Here is an 18,197-nt window from a genome sequence, read left to right on the forward strand (position 1 = left end):
TTTTTATTATTTTAATTGATTAAATAGCTCTGGCGGTATCCCTTTATCAGACATACCTTTCAGATTTCCTTTTGACATCTTCTTCATCATTTCAGACATCATTTTAAATTGCTTTAGCAATTTATTGATAGTGGCTGGATCTGTGCCAGAGCCATTAGCAATTCTTTTTTTTCTAGAACCATCAATAAGTTTTGGGTTCTCTCTTTCTCTTTTAGTCATCGACAAAATAATAGCTTCATTTTTTGTAATAATACTTTCATCAATTCCAGCTGAGTCCATTTGAGATTTCATTTTTGAAACACCAGGCATAAAAGACATTATGCCCTCAATACCTCCCATTTTTTTCATTTGTCTCAACTGAGTTAGATAATCTTGCATTGAAAATTGGCCTTTTTTTAAATTCTCCTCTGCTTTTTTAATATTTTCTTCACCTAAATCTTGTGCAGCTTTTTCAACGAGAGATACTATGTCTCCCATTCCAAGAATTCTGTTAGCTATTCTATCGGGGTGGAATACTTCAAGATTATCAATTTTTTCACCAATACCTAAAAATTTAATTGGGACATCAGAAACATATTTCATACTAACTGCAGCACCACCTCTTGCATCTCCATCTGCTCTAGTTAAAATTATTCCTGAAAGATTGACAGTATTTTTAAACTCTTTAGCAACTGATGCAGCAACTTGTCCAGTTAAAGAATCTGCAACTAAAAAAGTTTCTGTAGGATTTATAACATTTTCAATTTGCTTAATTTCACTCATCATTTGTAAATCAATTTGAGTTCTACCAGCAGTGTCGAATAAAATAATCTCAGCTCCATTTAAATTGGCTGCACTAATTGCCCTTTGACAAATATCTGTCGGTTGCTGACCTTCAATAATAGGCAAAGTTAAAATGTTATTTTGTTCCCCAAGTGATTTAAGTTGTTCCTGCGCAGCGGGTCTATAAATATCAAGACTGACCATCATTACTTTTTTCTTTTTATTGGCCTCTAAATATTTAGCTAATTTTGCAGTAGTTGTTGTTTTTCCCGAACCTTGTAATCCAACAAGCATCATAGGAACTGGCGGCACAGCACTAAGATTTATCTCATTATTTGATCCACCTAAAAGATTAACTAATTCATCATAAACAATTTTTACAACCATATCTCCAGGAGAGGTTGACCTAATAATTTCTTGACCTAAAACTTTTGGTTTTACATTTTCGATAAATTCTTTAGCTACTTCTAAGGTAACATCGGCCTCTAATAGAGCCTGCCTGATGCCTTTTAAGCCTTCGTCTACTTGAGCTTCATCAAGTGAAGGGGCTTTTTTTAAAGAAGAAAAAATTTCTTCGAATTTACTTGTTAAATTTTCAAACATAATTATTACGCACAGCAGTAATCGCACTAGTGGGCGAAGCCTCGCTGACTAGTGTCGATCTCTTTGTTTCCAAAGACACCGCAAAGTTAATGTTTTTGCGGAAACGAGGACAACCTATAATAGAGGTTCAAAAAGTCAATAAATAAGTTAAATATCTATATATGGATATTAAAGCTTTTAAAATGGATGGTTTAGGCAATGATTTTGTGATTATTGATCAAAGAAGTCAAAATTATAATCTAACCAAAGATCAGATTGTTAAAATATGTGATCGTAATTTTATTGGATGTGATCAGCTAATATTTATTAAAAAAAATAATGAGAAAGATGCTGGATTAGAGTTCTATAATTCAGATGGAAGCATTTCTGGTGCATGTGGGAATGGCACTAGATGTGTGGCTGATCTTTTATCAAAAGAAAATAATGATAAAGAAATTATACTTTGGACTTCTTCTGGTGCATTAAAATCTCAGATTTTAGGTGATAATTTAGTAGAAACTGAAATTGGAGTTCCAAAAATTAATTGGAATGAAATTCCATTAGATCAAAATTTAGATACAAAAAATTTAAAAATTAAAATTGTTAACAAAAATAATATCGAACATATAGGTGGTACTTCTGTAAATGTAGGAAATCCCCATGTTGTTTTTTTTGTAGATAATATTGAAGACTATAATTTAAAAAAAATTGGACCTGAGATAGAAAATCATAAATATTTTCCAGAAAAATGTAATGTCACCCTTGCACAAGTTATTAATAAAAAATTAATTAAAGTTAAGGTTTGGGAGCGAGGAGCTGGTCTTACAAAAGCGTGTGGAACAGCTGCATGTGCTACTGCTGTGGCAGCAAATATTAATGAACTAACTGATAAAACAACTGATATTGAGTTTGCACTTGGTAGATTATCAATATCAATTGATGAAAATAATAGTATTCATATGAAAGGACCTGTCTCAGATATTAAGAATATTGAGATTAATATTTAATGGGAATTTTTGATAAATTTAAATCTGGTTTTAAGAAAAGCGCATCTGCCTTAACATCTGGTTTAAGAGATATAGTTGTAAAAAAAGAAATAGATGACAAAACATTAGATAAAATTGAGGAATATTTAATTCAATCAGATGTCGGGGTTATTGCTGCTTCAGAAATAAAGGAAATAATCTCAGATAGTAAAATTGATCCAAAAAAAGACATTGCTGAGGAAATAAGCACAATCTTAAAAGAGTATATTATTTCTTTAATGAAACCTCTTGAAAATGAATCTTTTTTTCAAAAAAAAGAAAAAATTAATGCAACATTAGTTTCAGGTGTTAATGGGGTTGGTAAAACAACAACCATTGGAAAAATTAGTAAAATTTTAAAGGCTAATGGAAATAAAGTTATGCTTGCAGCATCAGATACTTTTAGGGCTGCAGCTATTGAACAATTAGAAAATTGGGCAAACAAAGTAGAGGTTGAGATAACTAAATCCTCACAAGGTGCAGATCCAGCATCTGTTGCATACAAAGCAATAGAAGAAGCAATTGCAAATAACTTTAATCAAGTTTTAATTGATACAGCTGGAAGATTACAAAATAAAAAAAATTTGATGGAGGAGTATAAAAAAATTGCAAATGTAACAAAAAAAATAGACCCTAAGGCTCCTCATGATGTGATTTTAGTTTTAGATGCTACTTCAGGTCAAAATGTAATTAATCAAGTTGAGGAATTTAATAAAATTATTCCAATAACAGGTTTAATAATGACTAAGTTAGATGGTACAGCTAAGGGAGGAATTCTTTTAGCTGTTGCAAAAAAATATAAGCTTCCAATTATTGCTCTGGGCTTAGGAGAAAAAGAGGATGATCTACAAATTTTTGAAGCAGAAAAATTTGCCGATGCTTTTACTCAAATTAATTGATTAAAGTACTTGAAATTAAAGGTTTATAGAAGCTGCACTTATAATTTTCCTTAAAATTATCATGTCCACAATTTTTAGCTATAGATGAAATAATAAAGTCAAATTTTCCATTGTTTGGATAAAGTTCTAATTTTTTTTCACTAATATCAAATTTAAAATTTGCATTTAAACTTTTCACAGCACTTATCATTACTAATGTTTTGTTATCTTTTAATAAATAATAAGCAAAATCATCAGGAAAAACAGGAAAGTCATATTCTTCAAGGAAATATTTTGCTCTTTTGGGAAACCACTCATAAGAAATCAATGGATATGAAATTTTTTTTTCATAATCGTACATATAAAGATCTTTAGGAAAGTCATTTATGTAATTACTGTTTTCCCCTCTTGCTAATATTGCCTTCTCTCTGGTTTTAAAATATAGAGCAAAATTTTCATCATGTGAGTTCATCTGATCTATATGAAATAAATTATCAATCAGTGACTTATTTTCTTCTGCTAAAACAAAATTTTTAAAAGATAGAAAAATAATAAGTATTAATAGTGTTTTTCTCACTTATAAAATCTAAAAAAAGAATTTGTACTATATTTGTTTAGAATGTGGCTTAATTTAAACTTTTTATAAAGGATTTTAACGCAAACAAAAGATTTTCGTCATATTCCATCATATGATCGTCAAATTTTGTAAAATGAGAATATTTTGGTTGATTGGCAATTTCATAAATTTTTTTACCCATCCAAAAAGGAACTATTTGATCAACTTCGCCATGCATAATTAAAACTGGTATATTTATATTTTTGATTTTATTTTGATTGTCATACTTATCTTTTAATAAAAAGGACACTGGAATATATGGATAAAAGTTTTTTGCAGCTTCCACCATTGATGTAAAAGGTGTCTCGAGAATTAAACCAGCATAATCCTTACTTTGAGCTATCTCAATTGCAACACCAGTTCCAAGCGACTCTCCATAAAGTATTATGTTTTCTTCTGTTAAACCTAATTCTTTAAGCCATAAAATTGTGCTATTTGCATCTATATAAAGTCCTTCTTCGGAGGGTTTTCCTTTGTTTCCATTAAAACCTCGCCAAGCTATTATTAAAAAATTAACATCTATATCTTTAAAGTGGTTCAATTTATGAATTCTATTTTCAAGTGTCCCAGCATTACCATGGAAATAAACTATTGTTTTAAATTTCTTAAAATCTTTTTTATGCAACCAACCAAGTAAATTTATGTTGTCAGAAGTTGCAATCTTAACTTTCTCTACTTCAACTTCCAATTTATCTCCAGAGTAATTATTCTCTAGTGGATGGTACATTAAACTTCTTTGAAAAATAAAAAGCAGAATTAATACTGATACATAAACAACAATTATTCCAATAATAAATTCCAAAAAAAAATTCCTACGTTTTAGTTTCATAATTTTTTTTTGCTAAATAAACACCAAAGAATACTAAAACAGTACCCAAATAATGAAAAGATTCTAATTTTTCATTAAAAAACATAAACCCATAAATTGCAGCATAAATTGTGAAAATATAAAGTGTAAAACCAGTTAACGATGCACCTAAACTCTTTTGAGCTTTAGTATAAAGAGTAAATGCAATTATCCCTGGCGATATTGCAGCAAACACAACCCATAAAAAAAATTGTGAATTAAATATAGTTCTTTGAACAACAACCTCTTCAATTATGTAAAAAGGTAATAAACTAATTGCACCAAAAAAGGCAACTAATGTAAATCTTTGAAAAATTGGTAATTCTGACTTCCAATAAAAAAGGTAAATAGAATAAAGAGCCCAACCAATAGCAGCGGCCAACATCCATAGATCACCTATTGTAAAATTTAAATTTAATAATAAATTTAAATCACCCTTAATAATAATTGCAAAAACCCCAATTAAGCAAGAAACTAAGCCAATAATTTTAATAAAATTAATTTTTTCATTAAAAAAAATTGCTGAAATCATAATAATAAATATAGGTGAAGAAGTATAAATAATTCCCATATTTGTAACTGTTGTTGTTTCTCCAGCTAAAAAAGGGAACGCTCCACAAACACCACATCCCATTGCACCTAAAAAGAAAAGTCTTTTAAACTCTTTTTTAATTATTTTTGAATTTTTGATTAATAATGAATATGTAAATGGCAAAAGTAATAGAACAACCACAGTCCATCTCCAGAATGCCAATGAAATTGGAGGAACATACTCAACCCCACCTCTGGCAACTATTAAATTAGATGCCATAAAAATGGGCTGAATAAATAAAAGAGAGAAAGCTAAAAAATTATTTTTTTTGTTAGACAATTTTTTTTAATTAAAAACTATTTTTTGTCGAAGAATGCTTCATAGACCATCATAAATATTGCAATAGCCATTAATATATAAACTGGTAACACATCAAAAAAACCTATCATTGTAGATCGTGTCAAAGTTGTTGCTAAACCAATTAAAAAAGAGGCAGCAAGTAAAGAACCAAGTAGTGTTGTAAATTTTTGCATTTTATTTATTACATTCCTTTTCTAACCAATTAGCAACACCTAAAAATCTATGATCATCATAACGGGCCCCTACAAGTTGCACTCCTAAAGGCATATCATTTTCACCTTGCAACAATGGTAGTGAGATACATGGGGTGCCAAGATATGACCAAACCTTATTGAATTCTGCCGTACCAGTACTTTTTAAACCTTTGGGAGCTACACCTGGACTAGAAGGTGTTAAAACACCATGATAATCCTCAAATACTTCTTCATAAGAGTCGTAACTTCTTTTCATAAAATCTACAGCTTCAGCATATTCTTTAGCTGAATGCTTATTACCTTTTGCAATTGCATCTTGCATATATTTAGATAATTTTTTTTTATATTTTTTGTAATAAAGACTAAAGTTATTTGCTAAATCAGTTTCGTGAATTATCTGATGGTATTTATGAATATCTTTGAAATATGAAGGTGTATCAAAAACTTCAATGTTCTTTTTAAAAGATTTAATAAAATATTCGAATGCTTGTCTAGATTTTTTATCAATTAACTTCCAATGATCTGTTTTGTAAAAGATAAATTTTGGTTCAAACAAGGGTCCTTTTTTTGTTTCACTAAACATATCTTCACTTGAATAATAAATGGTCGCTTTGTCATGATTATCTTTTTTAATCAAAACTTTTGCCAGCAAGGCAACATCTTCAACAGATCTTCCAAATACTCCAATATGATCTAATTTCTCTGATGTTTTTAAAACTCCATTTCTTGAAATTAATCCATATGATGGTTTGTAACCAACAACACCGCAATAAGATGCAGGTCTAATAACTGATCCTCCTGTTTGTGAACCTATTGATAATGGGGCCATAAAAGATCCAACTGATGCAGCTGATCCACTTGAAGAACCACCTGGAGTTCTTGAATGATCATGGGGGTTTGTAGTTTTTGAAGGACCAAGATAAGCAAGTTCAGAAGTGGCTGTTTTACCCATAATTATTGCTCCTGCAGAAATAAGTAAGTCTACTATTTCAGCATTTTGGGAGTAAGATTTACCTTTTCTAATTGGAGTTCCACATTCAGTTGGCATATCAACTGTTCCTATAATATCTTTTAGTGCAACAGGGATTCCATGCAATGGACCTGTTGGTTTACCTGACCTTCTATGTTGATCAGCCTCTTCTGCTTTTTCAAGTAACAGCTTTTTATCTAAATGAACCCAAGCTTTTACATCTTTTTCAAATTTATTAATTCTTTCAATATATTTTTGACAAACTTCTACTGATGTCAGTTGAGCATCTTTTATTTTAGCGACAATCTCTTCAACTTTTAGCGAAAGTATATCTATCATTTTTATCTAGTCTGCAAATAATGTTTCGGGTAACCATAATGCAATTCCTGGAAACATATACATTAAAAACATTGCAAAAATTACAATAGCTAAGAATGGCATAATTCCTCTAAAAATTTCCATTAATTCTACATTACTTTTTTGAACACCTTTTAAATAGTAAGCTGACATTGCCATTGGGGGAGTTAAAAAAGATGTTTGTAAGTTAAGCGCTATTAACATTGCAAAGAAATATGGATTAACACCAAATACTTCTAATAAAGGTAAAAATATTGGAACAAAAATAATTAAAATTTCTGTCCACTCTAATGGCCAACCTAAAAGAAATATTATGATTTGAGTTATTACTAAAAACTGCCAAGTTGATATATTAATTGACGTAAAGAAATGTTCAAATACTTCATGGCCACCTAAATAAGAAAATACTGAAGAAAAAGTCCAAGATCCAATAAATAACCACATGATCATTGCAGTAGTTTTTGCTGTTAAAAATACAGACTCTTTAAAGTTTTGCCATTTTAGAGTTTTGTAAAACCAAGACAATAATATTGCTCCAAATGCTCCGGCTGCTGCTGCTTCTGCGGGTGTTGCTATTCCTGCTAAAATTGTTCCAAGCACTAACATTATTAATCCAAATAATGGGACAAAAGAAACTAAAACCTCTTTTAAAATTTCTGCTCTTGGTGGAATATCTTCAGCAGGTGGTTTTGGTGCAATTGAGGGATTTATCCAAGCTCTAGTAACTGCATAGGCAATATAAAGACCAGCTAACATTAAACCTGGAAATATTGCTGCAGCAAATAATCTTAGTGGGGATAATTGTGCAATTACCGAATAGACAATCAACATAATACTTGGTGGAATTAAAATTCCTAAACATCCACCTGCACAAATAATTCCTGATGCAAATTTTTTATCATAACCAGCTTTAACCATTGCTGGCCACGCAAGTAATCCCATTAAAGTAACAACAGCACCAATAATACCTGTTGCAGTAGAAAATAATGTACAAGTTATTAAAGCAGCAACTGCCATTGATGCGGGAAGTCTGTGTGCAGCTAGTCTTATTGCAAAAAATAGTTTTGCAACTATCCCAGCTCTTTCAACAAGGTAACCCATAAATAAAAATAATGGAACTGCAGTGAGCACGTTGTTGTCCATTACCGTATAAGTATTTTGAACAAATAATTGGAATATTCTATTATCAAATATGTGCTCCATCATCGTAGCATCGTAATAAGCAAAATAACCAAACCCAATTCCCATTGCCATTAGTGTAAAAGCAATTGGAAATCCTAGAAGAACAGCAAACAAAAATATGCCCATCATCAAAATTGCTACTTCTGGATTTGTCAGACTAAATAACATTTTTTTTATCCTCATCTTGAGCTGCCCTCATAAGCACTTGCTCTGTTTCTTCTGCAACAACAAGCCTTGCTGGCCATTGACCTGTTTGAATACATATAATTGATCTAAATACTTCACTAATACCTTGAATGATTAGCAATACACCCGCTGCTGGTATCATTGATTTAACCATATAAATTTGAATTTGTGCAGGGCTACTCCAGCTAGTTTCTTTAATTTTCCATGCAAGAGCTGCATACTCATATCCATAAAAAGCTAAAGCAATAACACCTGGGAAGAAAAATAAAAAATAAAGAACTAGATCTATCCAAGCTTGAGTTCTTTGACTAAACAATCTGTAAATAACATCACCTCTTACATGCGCTTCCGTTGCAAGGCAATATGCACCAGACATCATAAGGATTGCACCGTACATTTGCATACTAAAATCAAAATTCCATAAAGTGGGCGCATTAAAAACGTAAGCCATTACCACTTCATAAACTGTTCCACCCATTAAAATTACAATACACCATGAAAAAGCTTTACCCATCGAGGTACTTAAAGTGTCAGCAAATTTAATGAAAAATTTCATCATATAAAAATATATTAATTTTATTAAAAAAAAAGGGGGTTTTTCAACCCCCTTTTTTAAATTTATAAAAAGTTAATTAAATTTTAACTTTTGCAATTGGACCAAACTCATTTTCATAAGCTAATTTGTAGTTCGGTTGATTCATCAACAGATACTTCATTGTTCTCTTAGCGTATGCTTTTTGAGAATCCACTACTTTCTTAAAGAAAGCATCTTTAGCAGAAAACTCACCAACGATTTTATCCCAACCTTTTAACTGTTCAGCTAAGATAGCGTCAGATGTTTGGTAAACATTAACCTTATGCTCATTCATCAATTTAGCTAGATCTTGCGAATATCTAACTAGTGCTTTGAAGTAGTTATCTGAGTTAGCAGCATAAGCAGCATTTCTCAAGATAGCTTGATGAGCAGGTGAAAGGCTATTTAGTCTCTTAGTGTTCATAGGAATTTCAAACATTTCCTGAGATTGGTGGAAACTTCCTAAGTGATAGTGTTTAGAGACATCTTGCATTCCAAACTGTGAGTCTGATGTAGGGTTGTTAAACTCTGCAGCATCAATCAAACCAGTTTTCATAGCTGGCTGGATTTCACCACCTGGCAATTGTCTTACAACCATTCCCATAGCAGTTAAAACGTTAGTCGCTAGACCAACTGTTCTATACTTCATACCTTTAACATCAGATACTTTTGTTACATTCTTTTTAAACCAACCAAACGGTTGAGCCGGCATAGGCATATGAAAAAAACCAGTGTAGTTAAATCCTACACTTTTAACTGCTTCTTCGTATAATGCTCTTCCTCCACCATACTCCATCCATCCCATAACTTCTTGAGATGACATTCCGTATGAAGGACCAGTTCCAAAAAGTGAAGCTGCAGCATTTTTACCGTACCAATATGCAGTCACCCAGTGACCCATATCAACTACACCTGAACTTACTGCTTGTCCAATTTCTGAAGTTTTTACAATTGCTCCAACAGGTTGAAGATCAATTTTTAGTTCTCCTCCTGACATGTCGCTAACCATTTTTGCGTAATCTCCTGCCATTTCAAAAAAGATGTTAGCGCCTGAAGGCCAAGCTGCTTGCATCTTTAAAGTTAATGGAGCACCAAAAGCTACATTAGGCATTGCCACAGCTGTTGCTGCTGCCGCACCAGTTGCTGCTGCTGCTTTGAAGAACTTACGTCTTGAAGGTGTTTTTGAACCCTTCAATGATTTTTTATTTTTAATCATTTGTTCTCTCCTTTTAAGTTAATTAACTTTGATAAGTTAATCACAAAATTATATTAGAGTCTTTCTAAAATAAGTGCGCAGATTGCCTCCGTATCATTTTAGGGAAAAATACAATCTTAGGTAGAATAATTTAACTATATTAATTTTTCATTTTCATAAACACAACATTTTTCAGCTGGAATATGTAATTTTACATTGCTAGAAGGCACTTCAGTTTCTCTGTTAATTTTGGATTTAATAGTAAAATTTCCCATTTTAGCGGTTAAAAGTTTGTAGTTTCCAAGATCTTCAACTTTATCTACATCAACGTCTATTAAGTTTTCTTTTTGATTATCAGCAATCTTAATAAATTCAGATCTAACTCCTAATTTAATCTTTTTATCTTTTAAGTTAGTTAAATTAGTATTCGTTTTAATTATTGTATCGTTAATCTTAACGCTATCATTTGAAGATGCTTCGGTCTCAAACAAGTTCATTGCTGGTGAACCAATAAAGTATCCTACAAAAGTAGTATTAGGTCTCTCAAATAACTCTTTTGGGGTTCCAGCTTGAACAACCTCACCTTCACTCATAACTATAATGTTATCAGCAAAAGTCATTGCTTCATTTTGATCGTGAGTTACATAAACTAATGTTGTTTTAAACTCTTCATTTATCTCTTTAAGTTTTCTTCTTAATCTAAATTTTAAATCAGGATCAATAACAGTCAACGGTTCATCCATTAAAACAGCTGCCACATCTTCTCTAACAAGTCCTCTGCCAAGAGATATTAATTGTTTTTGATCAGCTGTAAGTTTTCTTGCAGGTGAATTTAAAAAAGATTGTAAATTTAAAGTATCTGCAACAGATTTAACTCTTTCGTCAATTTTACTCTGAGAAAAATCTCTACATTTTAATGGAAAAGCTAAATTCTCATAAACACTCATTGTGTTATAAATTACTGGAAATTGGAATACTTGAGCTATGTTTCTACTTTCTGTTTTAAGATCAGTTACATCTTTATCATCAAACAATATATTACCAGCTGAAGGTCTAACTAAACCTGACACAATATTTAACATTGTTGTTTTTCCACAGCCTGATGGACCTAAAATTGCATATCTTTTTCCATTTTCCCAAGTCATAGAAAATGGGTTCAGTGCATAAACAGGGTTTGGATCGTTTGGATTATAGGAATGAGAAATATTATTTAAATCAATTTTAGACATACGATCCTCCAAAAGGTGATGAGGCTAAGATTCCGCTCTCATTAAAAGCATAAACTTTCGTTATATTAAAACTAATTTTTACTTTATCATGAATATTAAAATTCATAACCTCTTCTATTGAAGTAATGAGTTTAGTATCACCTCTTGTAAGGTGAAGTAAAGTTTCAGAACCACTAATCTCAGCTAGCTCTACTTCAAATTCAAAACCTTTTTCGTTCAATTCAATATCAGAAGCTCTAACACCTAAATTAAAATTATTATCCTTTAAATTAGATAAATGATTGGGAATATCTATCTCTATTCCTTCAAACTTAATTTTATTAGACTCTATATTTGCTGTTAAAATATTCATTGGGGGATCATTAGAAATTTCTGCAACTTTTAGTGTCTTTGGATTTTCAAAAATTTCTTTTGCAGGACCAACTTGCAGAACCTTTCCTTCATCAAGGACAATAACTTCACCATTAAGCTCCATGGCTTCTCTTGGATCGGTTGTTGAAAATATTACTATGCTCTCTTCAGATAAGCCTTGAGAAAAAATATTTTTAAATTCTTCTCTTAATTGTTCTCTTAATTTGTAATCTAAATTAACCAAAGGTTCATCTAACAATAAAATCTTTGCATTCTTCACTAAAGATCTTGCTAAAGAAACTCTTTGCTGTTGACCGCCAGATAATTCTTGAATTTTTCTTTTTTCATAGCCTTCCAAACCAACTGATTTAAGCGATTTTAAAACTACATCATTTATTTCTTGATTGTCTACTTTCCTTTGTTTTAGCGGAAAAGCAACGTTCTCAAAAACATTAAGATGAGGATAATTAATAAATTGTTGATAAACCATAGCCACATTTCTCTCCCAGACTGGCACCTTCAAGAAATCTTTATCTTCAAATTGAATTGCACCTTTATCAGGGGTCAATAATCCAGCTATAGTTTTTAATAATGTAGTTTTGCCTGATAAAGTTCTTCCAAGAATGGTGTAAATATTTCCTTTTTTGAAATTAAAAGACACTTCATTTAAATGAAACTGTTCATCAGGTTTGTACAATAAATTTTCAGCAATTAAATTCATTATTTAATAGCTCCTGACAAATTACCTTTTGATAAATATCTTTCCACGATAAACGCTACAATTATTAATGGTGCCACTGATACTAAGGCGGAGGCGGACAAGCTCCACCAAGGTGTAATGGATGAGTTTAAAGCTACAATTTTAACTGGCAATAACTGCACTTCGGTAAAAGTCAAAATGAATGCAAAGAAAAAATCAATCCAACCAAAAATTATACAAAACATTCCGGCAACAATTAAACCTGGAACTGAATTAGGCAAGACTACTTTAAAAAATGCCTGATAAGGATTACATCCATCAATCAATGCTGTTTCATCAATCTCCCTTGGAACTTTATTAAAAAAATCAACCATAATCCAAACTGCTATTGGCATTAACAAAACAATATAAACAACTATTAATCCAATCAAACTATCTAGTAAATTAATTGCACCTAAAAATAAAAAGAAAGGAATTGATAAAACTATCGGCGGCATAATTCTTTGAGAAATAAAGAAGAATGTAATATCATTATTTTTTACAAAACCAGCTTTAAATGTAAATCTAGAAAGTGCATAAGCTGATAAAGTTCCAAGCACTATACTAATAAGACTTGCTGTACATGTTACAAATAAACTATTAAAGTAAGGCTCAATTATATCAACTCCACCATTTGCTGGAGATTTAATTAACACCTTCCAACCTTCTAATTTTGGTTCAAAATCAACCCAAGGAATATATGTGGCACCACCATTTACAGAATTAAAATCCTTAAAAGAAGTTGTAAGCGCCCAAAGAAAAGGTGCTACTACAAAAACTGTCCAAATGGTTATGAAAGAGTATTTTAAAAATTTATATAATTTTCCCATGTCTAATCTTTTAGTAATAATTTAGTTAATCCTTTTGCGATAAAAGTTAAGCTTATGATCATTATAATTAAATAAGTGAATGACATTGAGGCCGCATAACCCATCTGGAATTCTCTTAATCCCTTGATAAAGATATAAAAACTAGATGTTTCAGTCGAGGTACCTGGACCCCCAGAGGTTAATACATAAACTGTATCCATTATCTTTGAAGCTTCAATTAATCTAATAATGATAGCTCCAATAGAAATTGGTGCCATTAAAGGAAATGTTACATAAATAAATTTTCTGATAGGACTTGCTCCATCAATAGCGGCTGCTAAGAATGGTTCTTTTGGAAGTGATAAAAGACCCGCTAATAACAACAAAAACATAAACGGTGTCCACTGCCAAACCTCTACAATAATTACTGTAATTTTTGCAAGAGTAGGGTCCGTAAGCCACTTGGGTGACATACCAAAATTTGACAAAATATCATTAACTGGACCTAAAGATTCATGAAAAAATGTTCTCCAAATTACTGTCATGATAACTGGTGTCGTCATCATTGGTATTAAAAATAAAACTCTGAAAAATCTTTGAAACTTAATATCCTTCCAGACCATATGTGCGAGTGCAAATCCAATTACATATTGAAGGATAACTGTCGTAACAGATAAAAAACTTAATCTAAAAAATGATTGCCAAAATCTAGGATCATCAGTGAATAATCTAACGTAGTTCTCAAGACCAATAAAATTTAAACCATTGTAACTATTCCAACCTGATAAACTCAACCGAACAACAAAGATTATTGGAAATATTAATATTCCTATAAGTACAAATAGCCCTGGGAATAAAAAAACATATTTGTGTTTAAAATTCATGATTTTGATATTTGATTGTACTATATGTGACCGCTAATAAAAAGCGGTCACATACAAACTAAAAGTTAATATTATAACTTGTTGTCTTCCATTTTAACACCAACAGCGTAGTCTTCTTGAACGTTCTTCTTACCTACTCTGCTAACAATTGCTTCCCACTCTTTAGCAACTTCATCTAAAGCTTCTTGTGGAGATAATTGTCCCGCAAGCGCTTTTGAAGTTCCAGTAGCAACTGCACTAGTGAACTCAAACACACCTCTAACTCTTAAAGGGAAAACTCTATTTTTACTTTTTTCCATATCTTTAAGTGTCTTAGTGTAACTATTAGCGATGTCTGCATCCCAACCCATAGTATTAATATAAAGTTGTGGATCGAAATCAGAGTTTTTAAATGGATTAACCCCAAAATTACCAATTGCTAAGTCAGCCTGGTGATTTGCTCCGTTAGAAAAGAAACAAAGATAATCAAACGCCATCTCTTGCACTTTACTTTTCTTAGCAACACCTACAGCCCAACCCCACACAATGTATGGTGCTTGGTTATATTGGTTTTCCCATTTATTAGATACTCTGTTCCAAACTTTATCAGAACCTGGAAGAGGAGCCGCACCTACTTTGTTTTTAATAGGACTATCATCTTGCATCGCTGCGATGAAAGCATCATCCCATGAAAAACTAAATAGTGTTTGACCACCACCAAATGATCCAATTTCATCACCTAGTCCAAAGTTAATTCCTCCTGGAGGAACATACTTAGTAGCCTCTACCCAATCAGTCAAAGCTTCAACAAATCCTGGATTGTTAATATTTGGCTTCATAGTTTCTAAATCAAAAAAGAAACCACCTGGAGTTCTTGGATTTTTAGCGTACGCAACAGATCTACTGAAAAAAGCTGCAAACATTAAGTCGTCTTTTTTCATTACTTCAGCTGAACCGTATTCTTTTTCTCCATCTCCATCCCAATCCCAACCGTTAAAGTATTTGGCCATTTCGCCATATTCTTTCCAAGTTGTAGGAACTTTTAAAGTTTTACCAGTATCTGCTTTATATTTTTTTTGCATTTCAGGATTATCTATTACGTCTTTTCTGTATTTTAGATAATGTCTGTCACCGTCAACTGGGTATTGATACATAGTTCCATCCCAAGAAGAAACACCTACGTGAGATTTGGTTACGTCTTTCATCTCTGTAGAGTTCATGTACTTTTTAGGAACTGGCGCTAGATATTGTCTCCAGTCATTAATAAAGTTAGAAAAACCAAATACGATATCGTATGGAGCTTGACCAGCTTTAAAAGGAACCATAGCTTTTGCATACAAATCACCAGCAGGTGTGTGTGTTACATCAACTTTTGCTCCAGTTAACTTAGCAAACTGTTCAGCATGTAGAGCCGTTGGTTGTCCAATTACTGGAACAGCGTGTGTATTTATTTTAAGAGTTTTTCCTTTGTAATTTTTCTTAGAAATTTTTTCATAAGAACAATCACCAGCAATATCTCCAGTAGCTTTGATATGTGGAAATTGATCACTCCACTTATCAGCATAAGCCATAGGGCTGAATATCAAAACACTTGATATCGCAGCACTTAGGCAAGTTTTTATTATTTTCATTTTACTCTCCCCTTTACGTTGTTACGGAACTAAAACAGCTCGTCCCTTAACTTTGCCTTCGTTAAGTTCATGAAGCGCTCTATTAGCATCGCCTAATTTATATTCTTGCATGGACAACTTAACTAAACCTTTGTTAGCTAATTCCATAAGCTCATATAACTCAGACCACGTTCCCACTAAATTTCCTATTATGTTTTTTTCTGAAATAATTACATCAACAGCCAAGATTTTGATTTCCTCACCATAGCCAACGATATAATAAAATCCACCACCTGAAGTCATATCAAGACCCATCTTTGTAGAGCCATGTTCACCAACAAAATCAATTACAGCTTCAGCACCTTTACCTTTGGTAAGTTCTAAAACTCTTTCAACTTCATTGCCATCAATTAAAACACCTTCATCACCTCCTAAAGGCATTGCATGATCTAATGCAGCTTTAGATTTTTCAACAATAATAATATTTGCAGCACACATTGCTCTCAAACATTGAATTGCAATATGACCTAATCCACCAGCACCTATGATTACACAGTTTTGACCTGGTAATAAATGTCTAGTTGCTTTTTTAACAACCCTATACGCTGTTAATCCAGCATCTGAAAAAGGGGCCACATCCTTAGGAGCTAACACTGTTGGAAGCTTAATTAAGTTTCTAACACTTGTTTTAAGTAATTCTGCATAACCACCCTCTTTAATATTAAGTCCTGGAAACGACCCTTCATCAGCATGTTGATCTAAACCTCTTCTGCAGTTTAAACAAGTTCCATCTGTTCCAGAAATAATTGGGTGCAAAATTACTGGGTCACCTTTTTTAAATCCTGTTACATCTTTTCCAACTTCCTCAACCCAACCTGCATTTTCATGGCCCATTACCATTGGTAATAAATCTCCTTTTGGATCTTGAATGTGTTTCCATGCTCCCTCAACAATGTGTAAATCAGTTCTGCATACTCCCGCAGCACCTATTTTAACAATTACATCTGATGATTTTTCTAACTTTGGGTCAGGCATTTCTTGTTCTGTTACCCATACTTTTTCTTTCATTTCCGGGTCATACTTATGTAAAACTTGTGCTTTCATTAATCTCTCTCCTTAATTTTTTGATAAGCTTATTCAAAAAGCTTCCCTAAAAGGAGTCGTTAGGAGTTTTAAGTGTTCAAAAACTTTACAAATACAACCTATGGTTGGTTGTTGAATGCTATAAATAGACCTAAAGTTTAATCATGACAAATTTAGCATTGGTCAATAAAGAGTATAAAAATATTCTTAAAAAGAGAGGAATGAACTCACATCAAATGAATGGGGACATCTCTGATAGCTGGTCAAGATGTATAGCTGAAGGTTTGAATCCATTTAACAGTCCGAAACAAAGTGTAATCTCTTCAACTGAACTAAAACAAATCAAAGAGCAAAATGTATCTCTCAGAAAAATAGTTATTCCTGAAATAGAACTTTTATATTCTCAAATTGCTGGAACAAATTTTATGGTTGCTTATTCGGATGATAAAGGTTTGGTTTTAGACACAATTTACGACAAGACCTGTCTGCAAACAGATGTGGGGAAATCAGTAATACCTGGTTCTATATGGGCAGAAAAAATTTGTGGTACTAACGGCTTAGGATTGTCAGTTGAACTTAAAAAGCCCACTATAGTATCAGGTAAAGAACATTTCTTTGTTGCTCATGAAAAAATATCATGTTTTGCAAGTCCTATAATAAATTATGATGGCAAAACAATTGGTATAATTGATGCTTCAACAGACTCAAAATCAAGAGAGCAACATACATTAGCTTTAGTTAAATTAGCAACCAGAAGTATTGAAACAAAATTATTTATTAAAAAATTTTCTAACGAATTAATTCTATCCTTTCATCCAAGACAAGAATATTTGACGACAACAAGCGTTGGGATGTTGGCAATTAATGGTGATGGTGTAATTGTAGGAGCAAATAGAAATGCCAAAATCATGCTTAATGGTTTAGTTGATTTGAAAAATGAAAATTTTAATAACATTTTTACAAATTCATTTTCATCAATAGCGGCTGACATATTAAACAATAAAATACTAAAAATAACAGATCATCTAGGATCATCAGTTTTTGTGATCAAAAGTCAGAACTTTAGTGAAAATAAAGTTCTAGATAGCAATAAAACTGAAAAAACCTATTCATGTAAAAATTGCAAAGATACAAAAATTAAAAGAGAAAAATGTATATTAATTAGATCAACTTTTTTAGAAACAAATAATATTTCTGTTGCTTCTAGAAAACTAGGTGTTTCTAGAACTACAATTTACAAACATTTAAGATAG

General features: G+C 31.9%; 18 protein-coding genes. 3 read left to right on the forward strand and 15 right to left on the reverse strand.

Annotated features, from left to right (window positions below; all coding sequences use genetic code 11):
• Positions 1 to 6: 6 nt before the first annotated feature.
• Complete coding sequence (gene ffh, locus Q0X98_RS00940) at positions 7 to 1,365, reverse strand: signal recognition particle protein (protein WP_297680556.1); 1,359 nt, start codon at positions 1,363 to 1,365, stop codon at positions 7 to 9.
• A gap of 161 nt (positions 1,366 to 1,526) precedes the next feature.
• On the opposite strand from ffh, the gene dapF reads away from it, so the two are divergent.
• Together dapF and ftsY are read left to right on the forward strand one after the other, a co-directional pair.
• The gene (gene dapF, locus Q0X98_RS00945) at positions 1,527 to 2,351 is read left to right on the forward strand and encodes a diaminopimelate epimerase (protein WP_297680557.1); all 825 of its coding nucleotides are present in this window, start codon (positions 1,527 to 1,529) and stop codon (positions 2,349 to 2,351) included.
• A complete protein-coding gene (gene ftsY / locus Q0X98_RS00950) occupies positions 2,351 to 3,268 on the forward strand; it encodes a signal recognition particle-docking protein FtsY (protein ID WP_297680559.1) in 918 nt (305 codons plus the stop codon). The genes dapF and ftsY overlap by 1 nt, the downstream gene beginning before the upstream one ends.
• Here the strand turns inward: ftsY and Q0X98_RS00955 are convergent.
• The 14 genes from Q0X98_RS00955 to Q0X98_RS01020 form a co-directional block, all read right to left on the reverse strand.
• Complete coding sequence (locus tag Q0X98_RS00955) at positions 3,261 to 3,824, reverse strand: hypothetical protein (RefSeq protein ID WP_297680561.1); 564 nt, start codon at positions 3,822 to 3,824, stop codon at positions 3,261 to 3,263. The genes ftsY and Q0X98_RS00955 overlap by 8 nt on opposite strands.
• Positions 3,825 to 3,873: 49 nt before the next feature.
• Complete coding sequence (locus Q0X98_RS00960) at positions 3,874 to 4,665, reverse strand: alpha/beta hydrolase (RefSeq protein ID WP_297680563.1); 792 nt, start codon at positions 4,663 to 4,665, stop codon at positions 3,874 to 3,876.
• A 10-nt stretch (positions 4,666 to 4,675) separates the two neighbouring features.
• Positions 4,676 to 5,581 (reverse strand): DMT family transporter, encoded by a 906-nt coding sequence (locus Q0X98_RS00965; RefSeq protein ID WP_297680565.1) that lies wholly within the window; start codon positions 5,579 to 5,581, stop codon positions 4,676 to 4,678.
• Positions 5,582 to 5,598: 17 nt separating this feature from the next.
• The gene (locus tag Q0X98_RS00970) at positions 5,599 to 5,775 is read right to left on the reverse strand and encodes a hypothetical protein (RefSeq protein WP_028036020.1); all 177 of its coding nucleotides are present in this window, start codon (positions 5,773 to 5,775) and stop codon (positions 5,599 to 5,601) included.
• 1 nt (position 5,776) lies between these two features.
• A complete protein-coding gene (locus tag Q0X98_RS00975) occupies positions 5,777 to 7,105 on the reverse strand; it encodes an amidase (protein ID WP_297680569.1) in 1,329 nt (442 codons plus the stop codon).
• Positions 7,106 to 7,111: 6 nt separating this feature from the next.
• Positions 7,112 to 8,473 carry a TRAP transporter large permease subunit gene (locus Q0X98_RS00980; RefSeq protein WP_297680571.1) on the reverse strand — a complete coding sequence of 454 codons (1,362 nt, stop codon included), beginning with the start codon at positions 8,471 to 8,473 and terminating at the stop codon, positions 7,112 to 7,114.
• A complete protein-coding gene (locus tag Q0X98_RS00985; RefSeq protein WP_297681079.1) occupies positions 8,463 to 9,047 on the reverse strand; it encodes a TRAP transporter small permease subunit in 585 nt (194 codons plus the stop codon). Before Q0X98_RS00985 ends, Q0X98_RS00980 begins: the two co-directional genes overlap by 11 nt.
• A 76-nt stretch (positions 9,048 to 9,123) precedes the next feature.
• Positions 9,124 to 10,281, reverse strand: coding sequence for a TRAP transporter substrate-binding protein (locus tag Q0X98_RS00990; RefSeq protein ID WP_297680573.1), 1,158 nt, complete (start codon positions 10,279 to 10,281; stop codon positions 9,124 to 9,126).
• A gap of 134 nt (positions 10,282 to 10,415) precedes the next feature.
• Positions 10,416 to 11,489, reverse strand: coding sequence for an ABC transporter ATP-binding protein (locus tag Q0X98_RS00995; protein WP_297680575.1), 1,074 nt, complete (start codon positions 11,487 to 11,489; stop codon positions 10,416 to 10,418).
• Complete coding sequence (locus Q0X98_RS01000; RefSeq protein ID WP_297680577.1) at positions 11,482 to 12,561, reverse strand: ABC transporter ATP-binding protein; 1,080 nt, start codon at positions 12,559 to 12,561, stop codon at positions 11,482 to 11,484. The genes Q0X98_RS00995 and Q0X98_RS01000 overlap by 8 nt, the downstream gene beginning before the upstream one ends.
• A complete protein-coding gene (locus Q0X98_RS01005) occupies positions 12,561 to 13,409 on the reverse strand; it encodes a carbohydrate ABC transporter permease (protein ID WP_271491558.1) in 849 nt (282 codons plus the stop codon). Before Q0X98_RS01005 ends, Q0X98_RS01000 begins: the two co-directional genes overlap by 1 nt.
• Positions 13,410 to 13,411: 2 nt before the next feature.
• The gene (locus tag Q0X98_RS01010; RefSeq protein WP_297680581.1) at positions 13,412 to 14,272 is read right to left on the reverse strand and encodes a sugar ABC transporter permease; all 861 of its coding nucleotides are present in this window, start codon (positions 14,270 to 14,272) and stop codon (positions 13,412 to 13,414) included.
• Positions 14,273 to 14,343: 71 nt separating this feature from the next.
• The gene (locus Q0X98_RS01015) at positions 14,344 to 15,882 is read right to left on the reverse strand and encodes an ABC transporter substrate-binding protein (RefSeq protein WP_297680583.1); all 1,539 of its coding nucleotides are present in this window, start codon (positions 15,880 to 15,882) and stop codon (positions 14,344 to 14,346) included.
• A gap of 21 nt (positions 15,883 to 15,903) precedes the next feature.
• Positions 15,904 to 16,965 carry an NAD(P)-dependent alcohol dehydrogenase gene (locus Q0X98_RS01020; RefSeq protein ID WP_297680585.1) on the reverse strand — a complete coding sequence of 354 codons (1,062 nt, stop codon included), beginning with the start codon at positions 16,963 to 16,965 and terminating at the stop codon, positions 15,904 to 15,906.
• Between the two features lie 143 nt (positions 16,966 to 17,108).
• Between Q0X98_RS01020 and Q0X98_RS01025 the strand changes: the two genes are divergently transcribed.
• Positions 17,109 to 18,197, forward strand: coding sequence for a GAF domain-containing protein (locus tag Q0X98_RS01025; protein ID WP_297680587.1), 1,089 nt, complete (start codon positions 17,109 to 17,111; stop codon positions 18,195 to 18,197).

This window comes from uncultured Candidatus Pelagibacter sp. (assembly GCF_943788075.1).
Taxonomy (GTDB): Bacteria; Pseudomonadota; Alphaproteobacteria; order Pelagibacterales; family Pelagibacteraceae; genus Pelagibacter.